We start from the raw sequence: 16,615 nt of genomic DNA on the forward strand, positions 1-16,615 counted from the left end.
AGGCGACAGGGAGCACCGGAATGCCCATCAGGCGCGCCTCCTGAGCGCGGTCCGGGAGACGGTGCGGGCGTCGAGGCCGGACAGGCCGCGCACGGCGACGTACGCCTTCTCGTGGCCGGGCAGCGAGACCCGGCCGCGCAGCACGGCCTCCGGCTCGCGCTCGATGCGGTCGAGCAGGCGGCGGTAGATCCCGGCCATGGCGGCGACGCAGGCACCGGAGCGCCGGTCGAGCAGAGGCAGGAGGCGGTAGCCCTCGGCGAACAGGGCGCGGGCGCGACGCACTTCGAAGTGCACCAGCCCGGCGAAGTCCGAACCGGCGGGCGGCACCGGACCGTCGAACCCGGCCGAGCAGCCGAACTTGGCCAGATCGTCGGCGGGCAGATAGGTCCGCCCGTCGGCGGCGTCCTCGCGAACGTCCCGGAGGATGTTGGTCAGTTGGAGTGCGAGCCCGAGCGTGTCGGCGTACTCGGGCGCGCGCTCGGCGCCCCGCGCCCCCGCTTCGGTCCCGAACACGCCGAGGGAGACCCGTCCGATGGCGCCTGCGACGCACCGGCAGTACACCTTCAGGTCGTCCCAGGTCTCATAGGTCTCGCCGCGCAGGTCCATCAGGACACCGTCGATGAGCTCGTCGAGCCCGCCGAGCGGGATCGGGAACCGGTCGGCGGCGTGCGCGAGCGCGACGGCCACCGGATCGGTGTCATCCTCGTCGACCTTGCCGTCGCGGACCCGGCCGAGCAGCGCCCGGGTCTCGTCGAGCCGCTGCGCCTTCACGTCCGGCGCCAGCGTGCCGTCGCCGATGTCGTCGACGCGACGCGAGAACGCGTACACCGCCGACATGGCGCGCCGCTTCGCGGTCGGCAGCAGCCGGATGCCGTAGGCGAAGTTACGGGCCTGCTGCCCGGTGACGGTCTCGCAGTAGCTGTATGCGGCGAGCACCGGTGCCGACACCTGCTGGTCAGACTCCACGGTTTTGCTCACCCCTCTCCTCGCAGAGTCGCTCCCACCTCGCGCAGCAGCTGGAGCTTGGTGGGTTTGGGCGGTCCGGTAAGGACGTCGTACGAAACGGCGGTGATCGCGTGGACCGCCGCCTTCCCCCCAGCCACGAACCCGGCCAGCAGCAGCTTCAATCTGCCGTGGACGCTACCCACGAGGGGGGTGCCTTCATTCAAGAGCCGGAGGGCGCGTTCCGCTTCGAACGCGACCAGGGCGCGCACCGCTGCGCCTGCGGTCGGCGCGGCGAGATCCGACTCCTGGACGTGGAACCGTTTCATGTCTTCGGCGGGAAGATAGATGCGGTCGCGCGCCAGATCCTCGGCGACATCCTGCAGATGTTCGACGATCTGCAGTCCCGTGCAGACCGCGTCCGAGCGGCGGATGCGCTCGGGGGTCGCGGTGCCGGTGAGGGCGAGGACGAGGCGGCCGACCGGGTTGGCGGACAGCTCGCAGTAGGCGAGGAGGTCGTCGTACGTCTCGTAGCGCGTGACGAGCTGGTCCTGGCGGTTGGCCTCGATGAGGCCGACGAACGGTTCGGGGGTGAGCGAGCGGCGCCGGACGGTGGGCTGCAGGGCGCGCAGCAGCGGGTGCCGGGGCGTCGCGTCGAAGACGCGGCGCAGGTCGGCCTCGAAGGCGTCCAGCATCGCGAGGCGGTCGTCGGCCCGTTCGGGTGAGACGCCGAGGAATCGGGCGTCGGCGCCGCCCGGCGCGAGGTCACCGTCGCCGATGTCGTCGACCAGGCGCGCGTACCCGTACACGGCCATCAGGTCGTCGCGCCAGGCGCGGGGCAGGAAGAACGGGGCCACCGGGAAGTTCTCGTCGGCGGCCTTGTCCAAGGTGGCGCTCTCCGGGCCCTGCGGGGGCACCGGGCGCACACGGGACAGTGCGCTCACCGGGTGCGGTCCGCTTCCGGAACGACGGCGAAAGCCTCGTGGACCTGGAGATTTCCCGTAACCATTGCCGTCACATCTCCCGTTCTACACTGCGGACTAATACATCCTATTTCGGACACGCCGCCCGGCCGTCCGCGCGACCGACCTTCCCTATCGGACCAGGACATCGCGCATTATCGCCCCACTTGCCGCGCATAAGCACCGGTACAGCTTACGTTGTACAACGATGACCGCCACGGCGGGGTGTTCCGCGCATCACAACAACACACCGATTGACGCCAAGATTCCTTACTGGCAAGGAAGTTGACCCACCCTTGACCTTGATCGGGAAGTAGTTGGCATCTACATGAACATCAGAGGCCCCACCGGTTGGATTCCGGTGGGGCCTGTTATGACGCGGTCGGAAAGCCGGGCGGTTACTTACCCGTGAACTTCTCGTACTCCTTGAGTACCTCGGCCGTCGGACCGTCCATACGCAGCTCCCCGCGCTCCAGCCACAGAACGCGGTCACAGGTGTCACGGATGGACTTGTTGTTGTGACTCACCAGGAAGACCGTGCCGGCCTCCTTGCGCAGCTCGCGGATGCGGGCCTCGGAGCGCTTCTGGAACTTCCGGTCGCCCGTGGCCAGGGCCTCGTCGATCATCAGCACGTCGTGGTCCTTGGCGGCCGCGATGGAGAAGCGCAGGCGGGCCGCCATGCCGGACGAGTACGTCCGCATCGGCAGGGTGATGAAGTCGCCCTTCTCGTTGATGCCCGAGAAGTCGACGATCTCCTGGTAGCGCGCCTTGATCTCCTCGCGGGACATGCCCATGGCCAGGCCGCCGAGGATGACGTTGCGCTCGCCCGTCAGGTCGTTCATCAGCGCCGCGTTCACGCCGAGCAGCGAGGGCTGGCCGTCGGTGTAGACCTTGCCCTTCTCCGCGGGCAGCAGGCCGGCGATGGCCCGCAGCAGCGTCGACTTGCCCGACCCGTTCGAGCCGATCAGGCCGATGGCCTCGCCGCGGTAGGAGGTGAAGGAGACGCCGCGCACGGCGTGCACCTTGCGGACGCCGCGCTCCTCACCGCGCTTGAGTATCCGGCTCAGCGCGGAGGTGGCGCTGCCCTTGCCGGTCCTGGCGCCGTTGACGCGGTACACGATGTGCAGCTCGTCGGCGATGACCGTCGGGATGCGGGCATCGGTCGTCTTGTCGAGATCAGCCACGGCCGTACCTCTCCTCTGCCTTCCAGAAGTAGACGAAGCCGACCACGGCGAACAGGACGGCCCAGCCGAGGGCGAAGCCCCACACGTGCGGAGGCAGGTACTCGTCGTCGGTGTACCCGTGCCCACCCATGAAGGCGAAGCGGATCAGGTCCATGTAGATGGCCGCCGGGTTCCACTGCAGCACTTCGCCGACCCAGCTGGGCACGCTCTCCTTGCCCGCCAGCATCGCCGGGATGCTGAACATGACGCCGGACGCGTACATCCACGTGCGCATGACGAACGGCATCAGCTGCGCGAGGTCGGGCGTCTTGCTGCCCATCCTGGCGAAGATCAGCGCGAGGCCCGTGTTGAAGGCGAACTGGAGCACCAGGGCCGGCAGCACCAGCAGCCACGACAGCGCCGGGAAGATCCCGAACCCGAGCATGATCACGACGAGCACGATCATCGAGAACAGCAGCTGCTGGAGCTGCTGGAGCGCGAAGGAGATCGGCAGCGAGGCCCGCGGGAAGTGCAGCGCGCGCACCAGGCCGAGGTTGCCGGAGATCGCCCGTACACCCGCCATGACCGAGCTCTGCGTGAACGTGAAGACGAAGACGCCCGTCACCAGGAACGGCACGTAGATGTCGTGCGGGATGCCCTTCCTCGCGCCGAGCAGCAGCCCGAAGATGAAGAAGTACACCGCCGCGTTCAGCAGCGGCGTCGCCACCTGCCAGACCTGGCCGAGCTTCGCCTGGCTGTACTGGGCGGTCAGCTTCGCCTGGGAGAAGGCGATGATGAAGTGGCGCCGGCTCCACAGCTGTCGTACGTACTCGAACAGACCGGGACGGGCTCCGCTGACGGACAAGCCGTACTTGGCGGCGAGCTCGGCCGGGGAGAGCCCGTCGTCGGGGGACGGGGCCGCGCTCACGGCGACCGGCCCGTCATGCGTTGTCTCACTCACAAGGGGGAACTTTCGTCTTCAAAAGCACAGCCTGATCGGGCATGGGCGGGAGCAGGGACCGTGGGTAGGCCCGCATGCTCTCAGACTCGAGCTTGTCAGATGACAGGAGGTCGGCCCAGTCGGGTCAAGCGCCACACCGTGCGCCACTTCATAGGACGCCTGGGTCCGCAGGGCGTCGTCCAGCCCTCCTTGAATCCGCCGAGCCAGGCCTTCAGGGCCGGGCCCGAGGGACGACGGGCGAGGGTGAGGAGCAGCCAGACACCGAGGTAGACCGGGACCAGCAGCGCGGGCAGGTTGCGGCGGGCGAGCCAGACGCGGTTGCGGGCCACCATGCGGTGGTAGACCGCGTGCCGGGACGGAGCCGTCGTCGGGTGGTGCAGCACCATGTCCGCGCGGTAGTCGATCAGCCAGCCCGCGTCGAGGGCACGCCAGGCGAGGTCGGTCTCCTCGTGGGCGTAGAAGAACTCGTCGGGCAGCCCGCCGACCTCCGCGATGACCCGCGTCCGGCAGGCGTTGGCGCCACCGAGGAAGGTCGTCACGCGCGAGGAGCGCATCGGGTCGGCGGCGCGCAGCCGCGGGACGTGACGGCGCTGGGTCTCGCCGGTGTCCGGGTCCGCGATGCGGAAGCTGATGATGCCCAGCTCCGGGTCGGCGGCGAAGGCCTGGCGGCACAGCTCGGCCGTGTCGGTCAGCGGCAGCAGGCCGTCGTCGTCGAGGAAGAGCAGGATGTCGACGTCGGAGCCAGAGGGCCCGAATGCCTCGATGCCGACGTTGCGTCCGCCGGGGATGCCGAGGTTCTCGGGCAGCTCCACGGTCCGTACGCCCGCGGGGACGTCCGGGACCGGTGAGCCGTTGCCGACCACGACCACCTCGACGGGGTCGCCGTCCTGCTTGGCGACCGAGTCGAGCAGCGCGCGCAGCTCGGCCGGGCGGTTGCCCATCGTGATGACGACCGCGCCGACCTTCAACTGCTCTCCCGGGGCGCTCACTTGAGCCTGCTCGAAGCGAGGATGGACACGAGGTGGAGCACGGTCTGGAGGAGCGCGATGCCCGCCAGGACGGCCACGCCCAGGCGCGTGAAGAACAGGTCGCCCCGGATCTGGTCCACGATCGCGAGGACCAGGATCAGCAGGGACGCCTCGATGCCCAGGATGAGGCGGTGGAACTTGAGCGCGGCGGCGGCCTTGCGGGCCAGCGCCATGCCCGAGCCGCGGATCTCGGACGCGGACTCCTTGACCTGCTCCCGGCCGCTCTGGGCGCGGGACACCCCGACCAGGTCCGTCTCGGCCTTGATCAGGATGGCGCCGAGCGCGGCGAGGGTGCCGAGGAAGGCCCACAGCCAGTCGATGCGGCCGGAGCCCCACAGATCGGCGGCGCGCAGACCGAAGCCGACCAGCACGGCGGCGTCGGTCAGGTACGCGCCGACGCGGTCCATCCAGACGCCGGTGAGCGAGTACTGCTTGCGCCACCGGGCGATCTCGCCGTCGACGCAGTCGAGCAGCAGGTACAGCTGGACCGCGACGACGCCGAGGACCGCGCCCCAGATGCCCGGTACGAGCAGGGCCGGGGCCGCGAGGACGCCGCAGACGGTCATCAGGTAGGTCAGCTGGTTGGGCGTGACCTTGGTGTTCACCAGGTGGCGGTCCACACGCAGCGAGATCTCGCGCATGTAGAGCCGTCCGCCCCAGTGCTCACCGCTGCGCCGGTCCTTCACGCCCGCGGGGTGAACGACCGGGCGGAGCTCAGCTACCGATGGCTTTTGCATAGTCGGCGTAGGCGTCCCTGATCTGGTCGGTGGAGAGGTCGAGGTGTTCGAGGATCGTGTAGCGGCCCGGTCGGGTCTGCGGAGCGAACTCCACGACCTTCACGAACTCGTCCACGGTGAAGCCGATCTCCTCCGGCAGCACCGGCAGGCCGTGCCGGCGCAGCACCTCGGTCATGTACGCGGACTCCTCGTGGGCACCGCGCAGGTGCATCGCGAAGGCCGCGCCCAGGCCGCACTGCTCGCCGTGGCTGGCGGCGCGCTTGGGGTAGAGGAGGTCGAAGGCGTGGTTGATCTCGTGGCAGGCGCCGGAGGCGGGCCGCGAGTCGCCGGAGACCGACATGGCGATGCCGGTGAGGACCAGGCCCTCGGCCAGCACCTGGAGGAAACCGTCGTCGCCGACGCCGCCGGGGTGGCGCAGCACGGCCTCGCCGGCCTGCCGGGCCATGGCGGCGGCCAGTCCGTCGATGTCCTCGCCGCGCTCGCGGGCGGCGAGCTCCCAGTCCGCGACCGCGGAGATGTTGGACAGGGCGTCGCCGATGCCGGAGCGCACGAAGCGGACCGGCGCCTCACGGATGACGTCGAGGTCGATGACGACGGCGATCGGGTTCGGCACACCGTACGAGCCGCGGCCCGCGTCGTTGTCGAGGGTCGCGACGGGCGAGCACAGGCCGTCGTGCGACAGGTTCGTCGCGACGGCGACCAGCGGCAGGCCCACACGCGCCGCGGCGAACTTGGCGCAGTCGATGATCTTGCCGCCACCGAGGCCGACGACGGCGTCGAAGCGGCCCGTCTTCTTGATGTCGTCGGCGAGCTTGATGGCGTCATCGAGGGTGCCGCCGCCGACCTCGAACCACTCGGCGCTGGGCAGCGAGGGTTCCAGGCGGGCGCGCAGGGCGGCGCCCGATCCACCGCTGATCGCGATGGCCAGACAGCCCTGGGACGACGAGATCCTCTGGTCGGCGAGGACCCCGGCGAGGTCGTTGAGCGCCCCTCGCCGGATGTCGACGACGACCGGCGAGGGAATGAGCCTCGTCAGTACTGGCACGCGATCTCACGTCCCTTGGCGAGGTCCTCGTGGTTGTCGATCTCGACCCACGCGACGTCACCGATGGGCGCGACGTCGACCTTGAAGCCGCGGTTGACGAGCTCCTGGTAGCCGTCCTCGTAGTACAGCTGCGGGTCGCGCTCGTACGTGGCCTTCAGCGCGTCGGCGAGCTCCTCGGCCGCCTCGCCCTCGATGAGGGTGACGCCGATGTACTCGCCGGTCGCCTCGGCGGGGTCCATCAGCTTCGTGATGCGCTGGACGCCCTTCTCGGGGTCGACGATGACCTTCATCTCCTCGTCGCCCAGGTTCTTCACCGTGTCCAGGGCGAGGATGATCTTCTTGCCGTCGCCGCGGGCGGCCAGCAGGGTCTTCTCGACGGAGACCGGGTGCACGGTGTCGCCGTTGGCGAGGATCACCGAGTGCTTGATGGCGTCACGACCGCACCACAGGGAGTAGGCGTTGTTCCACTTCTCGGCCACGTCGTTCTCGATCAGCGTCAGCTTCAGGCCGTACTTCGCCTCGAGCGCGGCCTTGCGCTCGTAGACGACCTCCTTGCGGTAGCCGACGATGATGCCGACCTCGGTGAGGCCGATCTCGGCGAAGTTCTTGAGGGTCAGGTCGAGGACGGAGAGCTCGTTCTCGGTTCCCTCGCCCACGACAGGCACGAGCGCCTTGGGAAGCGTCTCGGTGTAGGGGCGGAGCCGGCTGCCGGCGCCGGCGGCCAGGACGAGGCCGATCATGCGGGTTCTCCTTCATCGTGTACGGCGGGTGCTCCACGTCGAGCGGAGGCGACCCAGAAGCGGATGCTCTCGGCGAGCACCACGAGTGCCACGAACACGGCGAGGACCGTGAGCGCGACGGTGAAATCCGTGTCGGTGAGCAGCGCGGCCAGCACGGTGACCACGAGCGTTCTGGTCTCGTGCCCGCCGATCGCGTGCACCAGCCGGCGCGGGGGTGCTCCGGTGCCACCGCGGATGCGGTACACCGTGTCGTAGTGATGGTAGGCGACCGCCGCCACCAGCCCGAAAGCCGCGGGCAAGGCTCCGTTCACGTCCGCCTTGGCCGCGAGCAGCAGGATCGTGCCGTACTCGGCGGCGCGGAAGATCGGTGGAACGAGCCAGTCCAGAGCGCCTGTGAGGGGTCCGCTGACGGCCACGTCGGCGAGGATCACGTAGGCGGTGGCGCCGGCGACGACACTCCAGGAGCCGAAGTCCTCGACGGTGGCAATGATCACAAGGATCGCGGCGCCGAGGAGGGCCAGCAGCGGGGCGGTGTACCCCCCGCCGCGCAGCTTGCGGACGGTGATGCCCCGCAGCAGGCCCGCGTCGGCCAGGTCGGCCAGTGCCTGGGCGGCGCGCGGGGTGCGGCGCGCCCTGCGGGTCAGGGAGCGCAGCACCCGGCCGGCCGTCGTGTAGCAGGCGGCGAGCGCGCAGCCCACGAGCAGGACGTAGAAGGTGATGCGCGGGGTGGTCAGCGCCGTGAGGACCGCGATCAGCGCCCAGCGCTCGCCGATCGGCAGCACTATCATCCGGCGCAGCCAGACCGTCCATCCGACGCTGTCGAGCTTGTCGGAGAGGGCGGCGGTGGGGCTGGTGTTGGCGGTCGCGTCGTGGTTCGCCTCGTTGAAGGAGAAGTCGACGACGTGGCGGCAGGTCTGGAGGACCATCGCGCCGAGCGCGAGGGCCCAGACGTCATCGCCGTTCGCGTGGGCCGCGCCGAGCGCGAGGCCCGCGTAGTACGCGTACTCCTTGGCGCGGTCGAAGGTCGCGTCGAGCCAGGCGCCGAGCGTCGAGTACTGCAGCGAGTAGCGGGCGAGCTGCCCGTCGGTGCAGTCCAGGACGAAGGAGAAGAGGAGCAGCAGGCCCGCGGCGACGAAGCCGGGGCGCGTGCCGGTGGCCGCGCAGCCCGCCGCGATCAGGGCGGTGAGCAGCGACGCGGTGGTGACCTGGTTCGGGGTCAGTCCGCGACGGGCGCACCAGCGCGCGATGTAGCGGGAGTACGGGCTGATGCAGTACGTGGTGAAGAAGCCGTCCCGGGCCTTGACCGCGGTACGCAGCCGGATCGCCTCGTCGTCGACGGCGGCGACGGCCTGCCGGGCCTCGTTGCGGGCCTGCGGGTCGGCGGGCACCGCGGCGACGAGTTCGCCGAGCTCGGGGCGGTGCACATCGGTGCCGGCCGCTTCCAGGCTCTTGGCCGTGGCGTCGGGCGCGATGCCCGTCTCCCCGACCGCGCGGTGCAGGGCCTCGCGGGCCGCGGGCTGCGCGGTGACGGCGCCGGGGATCGCGGACACGGGGAAGCGGGGGTCGGTGAGGCCGAGGCGCAGGGCGTGGACATGGCCCACGAAGCCGGCGTCGACGACGGCGACCCGCTGGTCCGCGGGGGCGGTGGCGAGTGCCGCTGCGGCGTCCGCGACGTCCGGGGCGAGTCGCACGTCGAAGCCGAGCGCCCGCAGATCGCCCTCCAGGGACGACCCGGGAACCGGCTGGCCGGTGACGATGGCGGTCGACAGACGAACTCACTCCTTGGGTGCCGACGCGAGGGCGCCGGGCTCATGCACGGTGGAGGCGCCCGGAGCGCAGTCCCTAGGGGTGGCCGGGCGGCATGTCGGCAGAGGCTATCGGATGATGAGAAGTGGACGTTCACCGCCCGTTTACGGCCCGATTGGCCCCTGTCCCACACGGTCTGCGTAGGCCAGGCCGCCCGTTCATCATTGTCGATCAAGGCCCCGGGCCACAAACCCGAGGGCGTCCGCGACCGGCTTAGGGTGGTGCGTCATGACATGGCTGATCACCGGCGGAGCCGGATACATCGGGGCACACGTGGCACGGGCGATGGCGGGCGCCGGGGAGCGCGTCGTCGTCCTCGACAACGTGACGTCGGGGGTGCCGGACCGGCTGCCCGCACAGATCCCGCTGGTGCGCGGCTCGGTCCTGGACGCCGACCTGGTGCGCCGGGTCTGCGCCGAGCACGACGTCACCGGTGTCGTGCACCTCGCCGCGCACAAGCAGGTCGGTGAATCGGTCGAGAAGCCCGAGCCGTACTACCGGGACAACGTGGGCGGACTCGCCACGCTCCTGGAGACCGTCGCGGCGGCGGGTGTGCGCCGGTTCGTGTTCTCGTCGTCCGCGGCGGTCTACGGCAACCCCGACACCGACCTCATCACGGAGTCCACGCCGTGTGCTCCCGTGAACCCGTACGGCGAGACGAAGCTGGCGGGCGAGTGGCTGGTGCGGGCGGCCGGGCACGCGCACGGCATGGCGACGGTGTGCCTGCGCTACTTCAACGTGGCGGGCGCCGCCGAGCCCCTGCTCGCGGACACCGGCGTCTTCAACGTGATCCCGATGGTCTTCGACCGGCTCACCCGCGGCGAGGCCCCGCGGATCTTCGGCGACGACTACCCGACGCCGGACGGCACGTGCGTACGTGACTACATCCACGTCGCCGACCTCGCCGAGGCGCATCTGGCGGCGGCCCGCCGGCTGGCGCTGCCCGACGCGAGCGGTGACCTGACCCTCAACATCGGCACGGGCCAGGGTGTCTCGGTGCGCGAGCTCGTCGACGTGATCGCGGACGTCACCGGGAACTCCACGCCCGCGCTCGTCGAGCCGCGTCGCCCCGGTGACGCGCCGCGCGCGGTCGGCTCCTCGGCGCGGGCCGAGAAGGAGCTCGGCTGGACGGCGCGGCGCACCGTGCGCGAGATGGTCGAGTCGGCCTGGGCCGGATGGCGGCTGCGGCACCCCGAGTGAAGCGTGCCGGTCCTCTGACCTGCGGACATGCCCCGCCCCTACCGGGAGAACGTTTCCGCAGGTCAGGGCACATGACAACGGTGTTCACTGCAGTGTTTGCGGATACCCCCTACCCGTAGTTCACTGTGATCGCCGCCCCGGACCGGTGCGGCACGGCGAGCGGATACGGAGGGCGGTTTCCATGGGGGCCGGACACGACCACGGGCACAGCCACGGGCCGACGACCGGGACGGCCGCCGCCGCTCACAGGGGACGGCTGCGCATCGCGCTCTCGATCACGCTGACCGTGATGGTGGTGGAGATCGTCGGCGGCCTCGCGGCCGACTCGCTCGCCCTGATCGCGGACGCTGCCCACATGGCCACGGACGCGCTCGGCCTCGCGATGGCCCTGCTCGCGATCCACTTCGCCAACCGCCCGGCCAGCGATCAGCGCACCTTCGGCTACGCGCGCGCCGAGATCCTCGCCGCGCTCGCCAACTGCCTGCTCCTGCTGGGCGTCGGCGGCTACGTCCTGTACGAGGCGATCCAGCGCTTCATGGAGCCGGCCGAGACGGCGGGCGGTCTGACGATCGTCTACGGCCTCATCGGCCTGGTGGCGAACATGATCTCGCTGTCCCTCCTGGTGAAGGGCCAGCAGGAGAGCCTGAACGTGCGCGGTGCCTTCCTGGAGGTGGCGGCCGACGCGCTCGGCTCGCTGGCGGTGCTGGTCTCGGCCGTGATCATCCTGACCACGGGCTGGCAGGCCGCCGACCCGATCGCGTCGATCCTGATCGGGCTCATGATCGTGCCGCGTACGGTGAAGCTGCTGCGCGAGACCCTGAACGTGCTGCTGGAGTCGGCTCCCAAGGGCGTCGACATGGCCCAGGTGCGGTCCCACATACTGGCGCTGTCGGGCGTGGAGGACGTCCACGACCTGCATGCCTGGACGATCACCTCGGGCATGCCGGTGCTCTCCGCGCACGTGGTCGTCAGTCCGGACGTGCTCAGCGCGATCGGCAACGAGAAGATGCTGCACGAGCTGCAGGGCTGCCTCGGCGACCACTTCGACGTCGAGCACTGCACGTTCCAGCTGGAGCCCACCGGACATGCGGAGCACGAGGCGAAGCTCTGCCACTGAACCCCCGCTCGGTGACCCTCCGTGCTAGCGTGGCCATCGATCTTTGAGGAGGTGGGTTGATGACTGTCGTCGCGGTGACCGCTGCCGTGCGCAGCGACAGGTGCATCCCCATCTCCCGGGCCGTCGCCTGAGCGAGGCCCCTTCACTCAAGGGTTCTACGTTGACCGACAACAGCAACGTCGTACGCGATTCCTTCTTCGCCCTGCACCACGGGCTGCCCCGGCAGGGCCCCGGCTCCGACGCCACCACACGGCGTCTCCTCTCCCTCGTGGGCGAACTGCCCGCCCGGCCCCGCGTCCTCGACCTGGGCTGCGGTCCGGGCCGCTCCGCGCTGCTGCTCGCCGCGGAGACCGGCGGCGAGGTGACGGCCGTGGACCTGCACGAGCCCTTCCTCGACGAGCTGCGGGCCGCGGCGCACACGCGCGGGCTCGCCGACCGGGTGCACGCCGTCTCGGCTGACATGGGCGAACTCCCTTACGCGGACGGCTCGTTCGACCTGATCTGGGCCGAGAGCTCGGCCTACAGCATCGGCTTCGCCACCGCGCTCGCGCGGTGGCGGCGGCTGCTCGCGCCGGGCGGCGCGCTCGTCCTCACCGAGTGCGAGTGGACGACGTACACCCCCTCCCCCGCGGCCCGCGCCTTCTGGGAGGAGCACTACAAGCTGCGGACGACCGAGGGGAACCTGCGGGCCTGCACGACCGCCGGGTACTCCGTGCTCGGTGTGCACCGGCAGCCCGAGTCCGACTGGGACGAGTACTACGAGCCGCTCGCCGAGCGGGCCGACGCCGCCGATCCACAGCGGCCCGGTATGGCCGAGGCGCTCGCCGGCACGCGGGCGGAGCTGGCGATGCGGCGCGAGCACGGCAGCGAGTACGGATACACGGGCTATGCGCTGCGGCCCGCGGCCGCCTGGCCGACACGGCCGGAGACGGACGGCGACCGGGAGGCCGTGCACGCCGTCAGCGCCGCCGCCTTCCCGACCGCGGCCGAGGCCGACCTCGTGGACGCCCTGCGGGCCGACCGGGGCGCCTGGCTGGAGGGCCTGTCGTACGTCGCCGAGGCACCGGACGGCACGGTCGCCGCGTACGCGCTGATCACCCGCTGCACGGTGGACGGCGCGCCCGCGGCGGCGCTCGCACCGGTGGCCGTACTTCCGGAGTACCAGCGCGTGGGCGCCGGTTCGGCCGTCGTACGCGCGGTGCTGGAGGCGGCCCGGGCGCACGGGGAGGGAATCGTGCTCGTTCTCGGGGACCCCGCCTACTACCCGAGGTTCGGGTTCACGCCCGCCTCCGCGTACGGCATCAGGCCCGCCTTCGAGGTGCCCGACGAGGCGATGATGGCCCTCGACCTGGGGGCCGGTGGCGGTTCCCGGCAGGTCCCGCGGGGCACGATCGCCTACCCTGCCGCGTTCGGCGTCTGACCCGCGCCCGCCGTGGTCCCGCCCGGCTTCGCGGCCGGGCGGGACATGCGGAGCACCACCAGTGCGGATGGCTGTCCGTTTCGTACGGCAGACTTGGGGCCCGAGGACCGAAGCGAAGGATGGGTATGCCGACCACACCTGCCACCGCGGCGAACAGCTCGTCGAACGGCACCGGAGAAGCGATCTTGCTGGAACTCGTCGACGAGGGCGGCAGGACGATCGGCACCGCGGAGAAGCTCGCGGCCCACCAGCCGCCGGGCCAGCTGCACAGAGCGTTCTCCGTGTTCCTCTTCGACGAGCGGGGACGGCTCCTGCTCCAGCAGCGGGCACTCGGCAAGTACCACTCCCCCGGTGTGTGGTCGAACACCTGCTGCGGGCATCCGTACCCGGGCGAGGCCCCGTTCGCCGCGGCCGCCCGGCGCACCTTCGAGGAGCTGGGCGTCTCGCCGTCGCTGATGGCGGAGGCCGGCACCGTGCGCTACAACCACCCGGACCCGGAGTCGGGTCTGGTGGAGCAGGAGTTCAACCACCTGTTCGTCGGGATGGTGCAGGCTCCGCTGGACCCGGACCCCGAGGAGGTCGGGGAGACGGCGTTCGTGACGGCCGCGGAGCTGGCCGAGCGGCACGCCAAGGACCCGTTCTCGGCGTGGTTCATGACCGTGCTCGACGCGGCGCGGCCCGCCGTCCGGGAACTGACGGGTCCGGCCACGGGCTGGTAGCCGTCAGACGTTCGCCGGTTTGAGGGGCAGGGCGGCCCAGATCACCTTGCCCCCGCTGGCGGTGTGCTCGACGTCGCAGACGCCGCCCGCCTCCGCGGTGATCTCCCGCACGAGCAGCAGGCCGCGGCCGCCGGTCTGGCCGCTGGTGGCCTCCAGCGCCGTCGGGCGGTAGGGGTGCTCGTCCTCCACCGAGACCCGCACCCACTCCGCGCCGACGGCGACCTCCACGGCCAGCATCGGCGAGAGGAGGGCGGCGTGCTTCACCGCGTTGGTGACGAGCTCGGAGACGATCACGAGCAGCCCGTGGACCAGGTCGTCGGGGGCGGGCACCCCTTGCCGCGCGAGCAGTTCGCGCACCGCCCGCCGGGCCTGCGGCACGGAGGCGTCGACCGCCTGCGCCGTGAACCGCCAGATCCCCTCGTACGGCAGTGGCACGCCCGTGGCGGCCTCGGGGGGAGCTCCCCCACTGTCCTGAGGACGCGGGCGCGCTTCCAACCCGTCGTCACGCATCGTCCGGTCGCCGCCCTTGCGCTCGATTGTCACCACCCTTCGAGTGTTGGCAACGCGCTGGTCCGGACCGGTTGACTGACCATAAGTCAGCGACTATCGGCGGATTTTGATCGTGGACGTATGACCTGGTCAGCCAGGCGACTGATCCTGGCCCAGTTGTTCCGTTTTCGGCGGCTCTTCAGCTTGTTGTACGAGGTTGACGATCCGGCGGCCGCCCAGTCCGGTGGCCAGCAGGCCCAGGCCGTCGAAGAGCAGCGCGAGGGAGAAGAAGCAGCCGAGGACATAGCGGCTGCTCTCCGGCCAGTTGCCGAGGACCAGGACGCCGAGCAGGATGCCGAAGGCGCCCTGCACCAGGGTCCAGCCGAACTGCGGGCCGCGCACGACCAGGGCGCCGACCAGCCGGAAGACCCCTCCGGTCAGGAACAGGAGCGCGGCGAACATGGTGAGGGCCTGGGCGGTGCCCTCCGGACGGCGGATGACGACGATGCCCGCCGCCAGGTTCAGGGCGGCGACCACGACGCCGAGCCAGAAGAAGTTGCTGCCCCGCGACTGGATGGCGTGCAGCAGCCCGACGAGGCCGCCGATCAGCAGCAGCCAGCCGAACAGCAGCATCGAGGTCAACGTCGCGAAGGCCGTGTAGAAGAGGCCGATCACGCCCGCGACGACCAGGAGGCCGCCGAGCACGGCGAGCCAGCCGAAGCCGCGCCGGAGTTTCTTGCGTTGGTGGGCGGGGCCGCGTTCCTCCGCGGTCGTGACCTTGCCCGTCAGCGGGCTCTCATCGTCCTGTCCGGCCATCGGCGCCTCCTGTCGGCACCCCTTCTTGATCGTACGTTCGACACCGGCGGATAGCATCCGGCGCATGGCTCCCTTGTCCTCGCAGCAGCTCACGCACACCGTCACCGGCGGGGTCGCCACCGTCGTCATCGACCATCCGGCCAGGCGCAACGCCATGACCGACACCATGTGGGCCGCCCTGCCCCCGCTCCTCGCGGAGCTCGCGGCGGACCCGGCCGTGCGGGTCCTGGTGCTGACCGGCGCCGGTGACACCTTCTGCGCGGGGGCGGACATCTCCACGCTCGGCGAGGACGCGGGCGCCGCGCAGCGGCTCGCCGTCGCGGCGGAGGAGGCGCTCGCGGCCTTCCCGAAACCGACGCTGGCCGTGGTGCGCGGCTTCTGCGTGGGCGGCGGCTGTCAGCTGGCGGCCGCCTGCGATCTGCGGTTCGCCGCCGAAAGCGCCCTGTTCGGGGTGACTCCGGCGAAGCTCGGGATCGTCTACCCGGCGTCGTCGACGCGGCGTCTGACGGCGCTGGTGGGGCCGGCGACCGCCAAGTACCTGCTGTTCTCCGGCGAGTTGATCGGGACGGAGCGGGCCCTGCGGTCCGGGCTCGTGGACGAGGTCCTGGACGGGCCCGCACTGGACGAGCGGGTGGCCGCGTTCACCCGCGTCCTGGCCGGCCGCTCGCTGCTGACGCAGGCGGCGGCGAAGGAGTTCGTGGCGGGGCGCACCGACCGGGACGGGTACTGGGCCGGGCAGGCGCGCGGCAGCGGCGACACCGGGGAGGGTGTCGCCGCGTTCCTGGAGCGCAGGGCGCCGCGCTTCGGCTGGACCGTGCCGGCTACGTCAGGATGAAGCGGCTCTTGCCTCGGAACTCCTCGACGAGGTGCGCGGGGGCCTTCTGCGGCGAGCCCGCGTCGTAGGGCGGCTGCGGGTCGTACTCGGTCAGCAGCTGGACGGCCTGGGCGTGCTCGTCGCCCGCGATCCGGCCCAGCAGGGTCAGACCCATGTCGATGCCGGACGAGACCCCGGCCGCGGTGACGTACTTGCCGTCGATGACGACGCGCTCGCCGGTCGGCCGCGCGCCGAACTGCTTCAGGACGTCGAGGGCGAGCCAGTGCGAGGTGGCCCGGCGCCCCTCCAGCAGGCCCGCGGCGGCCAGCAGCAGGGAGCCCGTGCACACCGAGGTCGTCCAGGTGCTGGTCGCGTCGGCCGCGCGCAGCCAGGCGAGGAGGGTCTCGTTCTCCATCTGCGGGGTCTGGCCCGGCCCGCCCGGGACGACGACGATGTCCGGGTGCGGGACCTCGGCGAAGGCCTTGTCGGCGACGAGGGCGAGGGCGCCGGTGTCGCTCCGGACGGGGCCCCGCTCCTCGGCGACGAAGACGAGTTCCGCGTCGGGCAGGCGGCCGAGGGTCTCGTAGGGGCCGACGGCGTCGAGCGCGGTGAAGCGGTCGAACAGGACAACGGCGATCTGCACGGTGTTTCCCTTC

Annotated in this window: 17 protein-coding genes; 5 read left to right on the forward strand and 12 right to left on the reverse strand. The window is 71.0% G+C overall.

Annotation, left to right across the window (positions count from 1 at the left end; all coding sequences use genetic code 11):
• Nucleotides 1-27 precede the first annotated feature (27 nt).
• The 9 genes from hpnD to ACQUQD_RS06620 all read right to left on the reverse strand — a co-directional run bounded on the left by hpnD (nucleotide 28) and on the right by ACQUQD_RS06620 (nucleotide 9,347).
• Nucleotides 28-978, reverse strand: coding sequence for a presqualene diphosphate synthase HpnD (gene hpnD, locus ACQUQD_RS06580; protein ID WP_428951003.1), 951 nt, complete (start codon nucleotides 976-978; stop codon nucleotides 28-30).
• Entirely contained in the window at nucleotides 975-1,877 is a 903-nt protein-coding gene (gene hpnC, locus ACQUQD_RS06585) for a squalene synthase HpnC (protein ID WP_428957468.1), read from the reverse strand. Before hpnC ends, hpnD begins: the two co-directional genes overlap by 4 nt.
• Before the next feature lie 425 nt (nucleotides 1,878-2,302).
• Nucleotides 2,303-3,088: an ABC transporter ATP-binding protein gene (locus tag ACQUQD_RS06590; protein ID WP_428951004.1), complete on the reverse strand. Its 786-nt coding sequence runs from the start codon at nucleotides 3,086-3,088 to the stop codon at nucleotides 2,303-2,305.
• Entirely contained in the window at nucleotides 3,081-4,028 is a 948-nt protein-coding gene (locus tag ACQUQD_RS06595; RefSeq protein WP_428951005.1) for an ABC transporter permease, read from the reverse strand. The genes ACQUQD_RS06590 and ACQUQD_RS06595 overlap by 8 nt, the downstream gene beginning before the upstream one ends.
• Nucleotides 4,029-4,123: 95 nt before the next feature.
• Nucleotides 4,124-4,996, reverse strand: coding sequence for a glycosyltransferase family 2 protein (locus tag ACQUQD_RS06600; RefSeq protein WP_428957469.1), 873 nt, complete (start codon nucleotides 4,994-4,996; stop codon nucleotides 4,124-4,126).
• Between the two features lie 17 nt (nucleotides 4,997-5,013).
• Nucleotides 5,014-5,793 carry a CDP-alcohol phosphatidyltransferase family protein gene (locus tag ACQUQD_RS06605; RefSeq protein WP_428951006.1) on the reverse strand — a complete coding sequence of 260 codons (780 nt, stop codon included), beginning with the start codon at nucleotides 5,791-5,793 and terminating at the stop codon, nucleotides 5,014-5,016.
• Nucleotides 5,771-6,838, reverse strand: coding sequence for an iron-containing alcohol dehydrogenase family protein (locus ACQUQD_RS06610; RefSeq protein ID WP_428951007.1), 1,068 nt, complete (start codon nucleotides 6,836-6,838; stop codon nucleotides 5,771-5,773). Before ACQUQD_RS06610 ends, ACQUQD_RS06605 begins: the two co-directional genes overlap by 23 nt.
• A complete protein-coding gene (locus ACQUQD_RS06615) occupies nucleotides 6,826-7,578 on the reverse strand; it encodes a sugar phosphate nucleotidyltransferase (protein ID WP_428951008.1) in 753 nt (250 codons plus the stop codon). The genes ACQUQD_RS06610 and ACQUQD_RS06615 overlap by 13 nt, the downstream gene beginning before the upstream one ends.
• A complete protein-coding gene (locus ACQUQD_RS06620) occupies nucleotides 7,575-9,347 on the reverse strand; it encodes a DUF5941 domain-containing protein (protein WP_428957470.1) in 1,773 nt (590 codons plus the stop codon). Before ACQUQD_RS06620 ends, ACQUQD_RS06615 begins: the two co-directional genes overlap by 4 nt.
• Before the next feature lie 265 nt (nucleotides 9,348-9,612).
• Here ACQUQD_RS06620 and galE point away from each other — a divergent pair, with 265 nt between their 5' ends.
• The 4 genes from galE to idi all read left to right on the forward strand — a co-directional run bounded on the left by galE (nucleotide 9,613) and on the right by idi (nucleotide 13,840).
• A complete protein-coding gene (gene galE, locus ACQUQD_RS06625) occupies nucleotides 9,613-10,584 on the forward strand; it encodes a UDP-glucose 4-epimerase GalE (RefSeq protein ID WP_428951009.1) in 972 nt (323 codons plus the stop codon).
• Between the two features lie 181 nt (nucleotides 10,585-10,765).
• A complete protein-coding gene (locus ACQUQD_RS06630) occupies nucleotides 10,766-11,701 on the forward strand; it encodes a cation diffusion facilitator family transporter (RefSeq protein WP_428951010.1) in 936 nt (311 codons plus the stop codon).
• Nucleotides 11,702-11,861: 160 nt separating this feature from the next.
• The gene (locus tag ACQUQD_RS06635; protein WP_428951011.1) at nucleotides 11,862-13,121 is read left to right on the forward strand and encodes a GNAT family N-acetyltransferase; all 1,260 of its coding nucleotides are present in this window, start codon (nucleotides 11,862-11,864) and stop codon (nucleotides 13,119-13,121) included.
• A 125-nt stretch (nucleotides 13,122-13,246) separates the two neighbouring features.
• A complete protein-coding gene (gene idi / locus ACQUQD_RS06640) occupies nucleotides 13,247-13,840 on the forward strand; it encodes an isopentenyl-diphosphate Delta-isomerase (RefSeq protein ID WP_428951012.1) in 594 nt (197 codons plus the stop codon).
• A 3-nt stretch (nucleotides 13,841-13,843) separates the two neighbouring features.
• Here the strand turns inward: idi and ACQUQD_RS06645 are convergent, their stop codons facing one another.
• Together ACQUQD_RS06645 and ACQUQD_RS06650 are read right to left on the reverse strand one after the other, a co-directional pair.
• Complete coding sequence (locus tag ACQUQD_RS06645) at nucleotides 13,844-14,386, reverse strand: ATP-binding protein (protein WP_428951013.1); 543 nt, start codon at nucleotides 14,384-14,386, stop codon at nucleotides 13,844-13,846.
• Between the two features lie 93 nt (nucleotides 14,387-14,479).
• A complete protein-coding gene (locus tag ACQUQD_RS06650; RefSeq protein WP_428951014.1) occupies nucleotides 14,480-15,145 on the reverse strand; it encodes an HdeD family acid-resistance protein in 666 nt (221 codons plus the stop codon).
• A gap of 64 nt (nucleotides 15,146-15,209) precedes the next feature.
• Here ACQUQD_RS06650 and ACQUQD_RS06655 point away from each other — a divergent pair, with 64 nt between their 5' ends.
• Nucleotides 15,210-15,980, forward strand: a complete 771-nt coding sequence (locus ACQUQD_RS06655; RefSeq protein ID WP_428951015.1) for an enoyl-CoA hydratase/isomerase family protein — start codon at nucleotides 15,210-15,212, stop codon at nucleotides 15,978-15,980.
• On the opposite strand, the gene ACQUQD_RS06660 is transcribed toward ACQUQD_RS06655, so the two are convergent.
• Nucleotides 15,967-16,602 (reverse strand): DJ-1/PfpI family protein, encoded by a 636-nt coding sequence (locus ACQUQD_RS06660; protein WP_428951016.1) that lies wholly within the window; start codon nucleotides 16,600-16,602, stop codon nucleotides 15,967-15,969. The two genes, ACQUQD_RS06655 and ACQUQD_RS06660, sit on opposite strands and share 14 nt — an antisense overlap.
• Nucleotides 16,603-16,615: the final 13 nt, after the last annotated feature.

The organism is Streptomyces sp. cg35, assembly GCF_050410835.1.
In the GTDB taxonomy this organism is placed as follows: domain Bacteria; phylum Actinomycetota; class Actinomycetes; order Streptomycetales; family Streptomycetaceae; genus Streptomyces.

Coding starts and splice junctions, on each gene's coding strand:
- galE (WP_428951009.1), top strand. CDS start 9,613: ATGACATGGCTGATCACCGGCGGAGCCGGATACATCGGGGCACACGTG.
- ACQUQD_RS06655 (WP_428951015.1), top strand. CDS start 15,210: ATGGCTCCCTTGTCCTCGCAGCAGCTCACGCACACCGTCACCGGCGGG.
- ACQUQD_RS06650 (WP_428951014.1), bottom strand. CDS start 15,145: ATGGCCGGACAGGACGATGAGAGCCCGCTGACGGGCAAGGTCACGACC.
- ACQUQD_RS06605 (WP_428951006.1), bottom strand. CDS start 5,793: ATGCAAAAGCCATCGGTAGCTGAGCTCCGCCCGGTCGTTCACCCCGCG.
- idi (WP_428951012.1), top strand. CDS start 13,247: ATGCCGACCACACCTGCCACCGCGGCGAACAGCTCGTCGAACGGCACC.
- ACQUQD_RS06630 (WP_428951010.1), top strand. CDS start 10,766: ATGGGGGCCGGACACGACCACGGGCACAGCCACGGGCCGACGACCGGG.
- ACQUQD_RS06615 (WP_428951008.1), bottom strand. CDS start 7,578: ATGATCGGCCTCGTCCTGGCCGCCGGCGCCGGCAGCCGGCTCCGCCCC.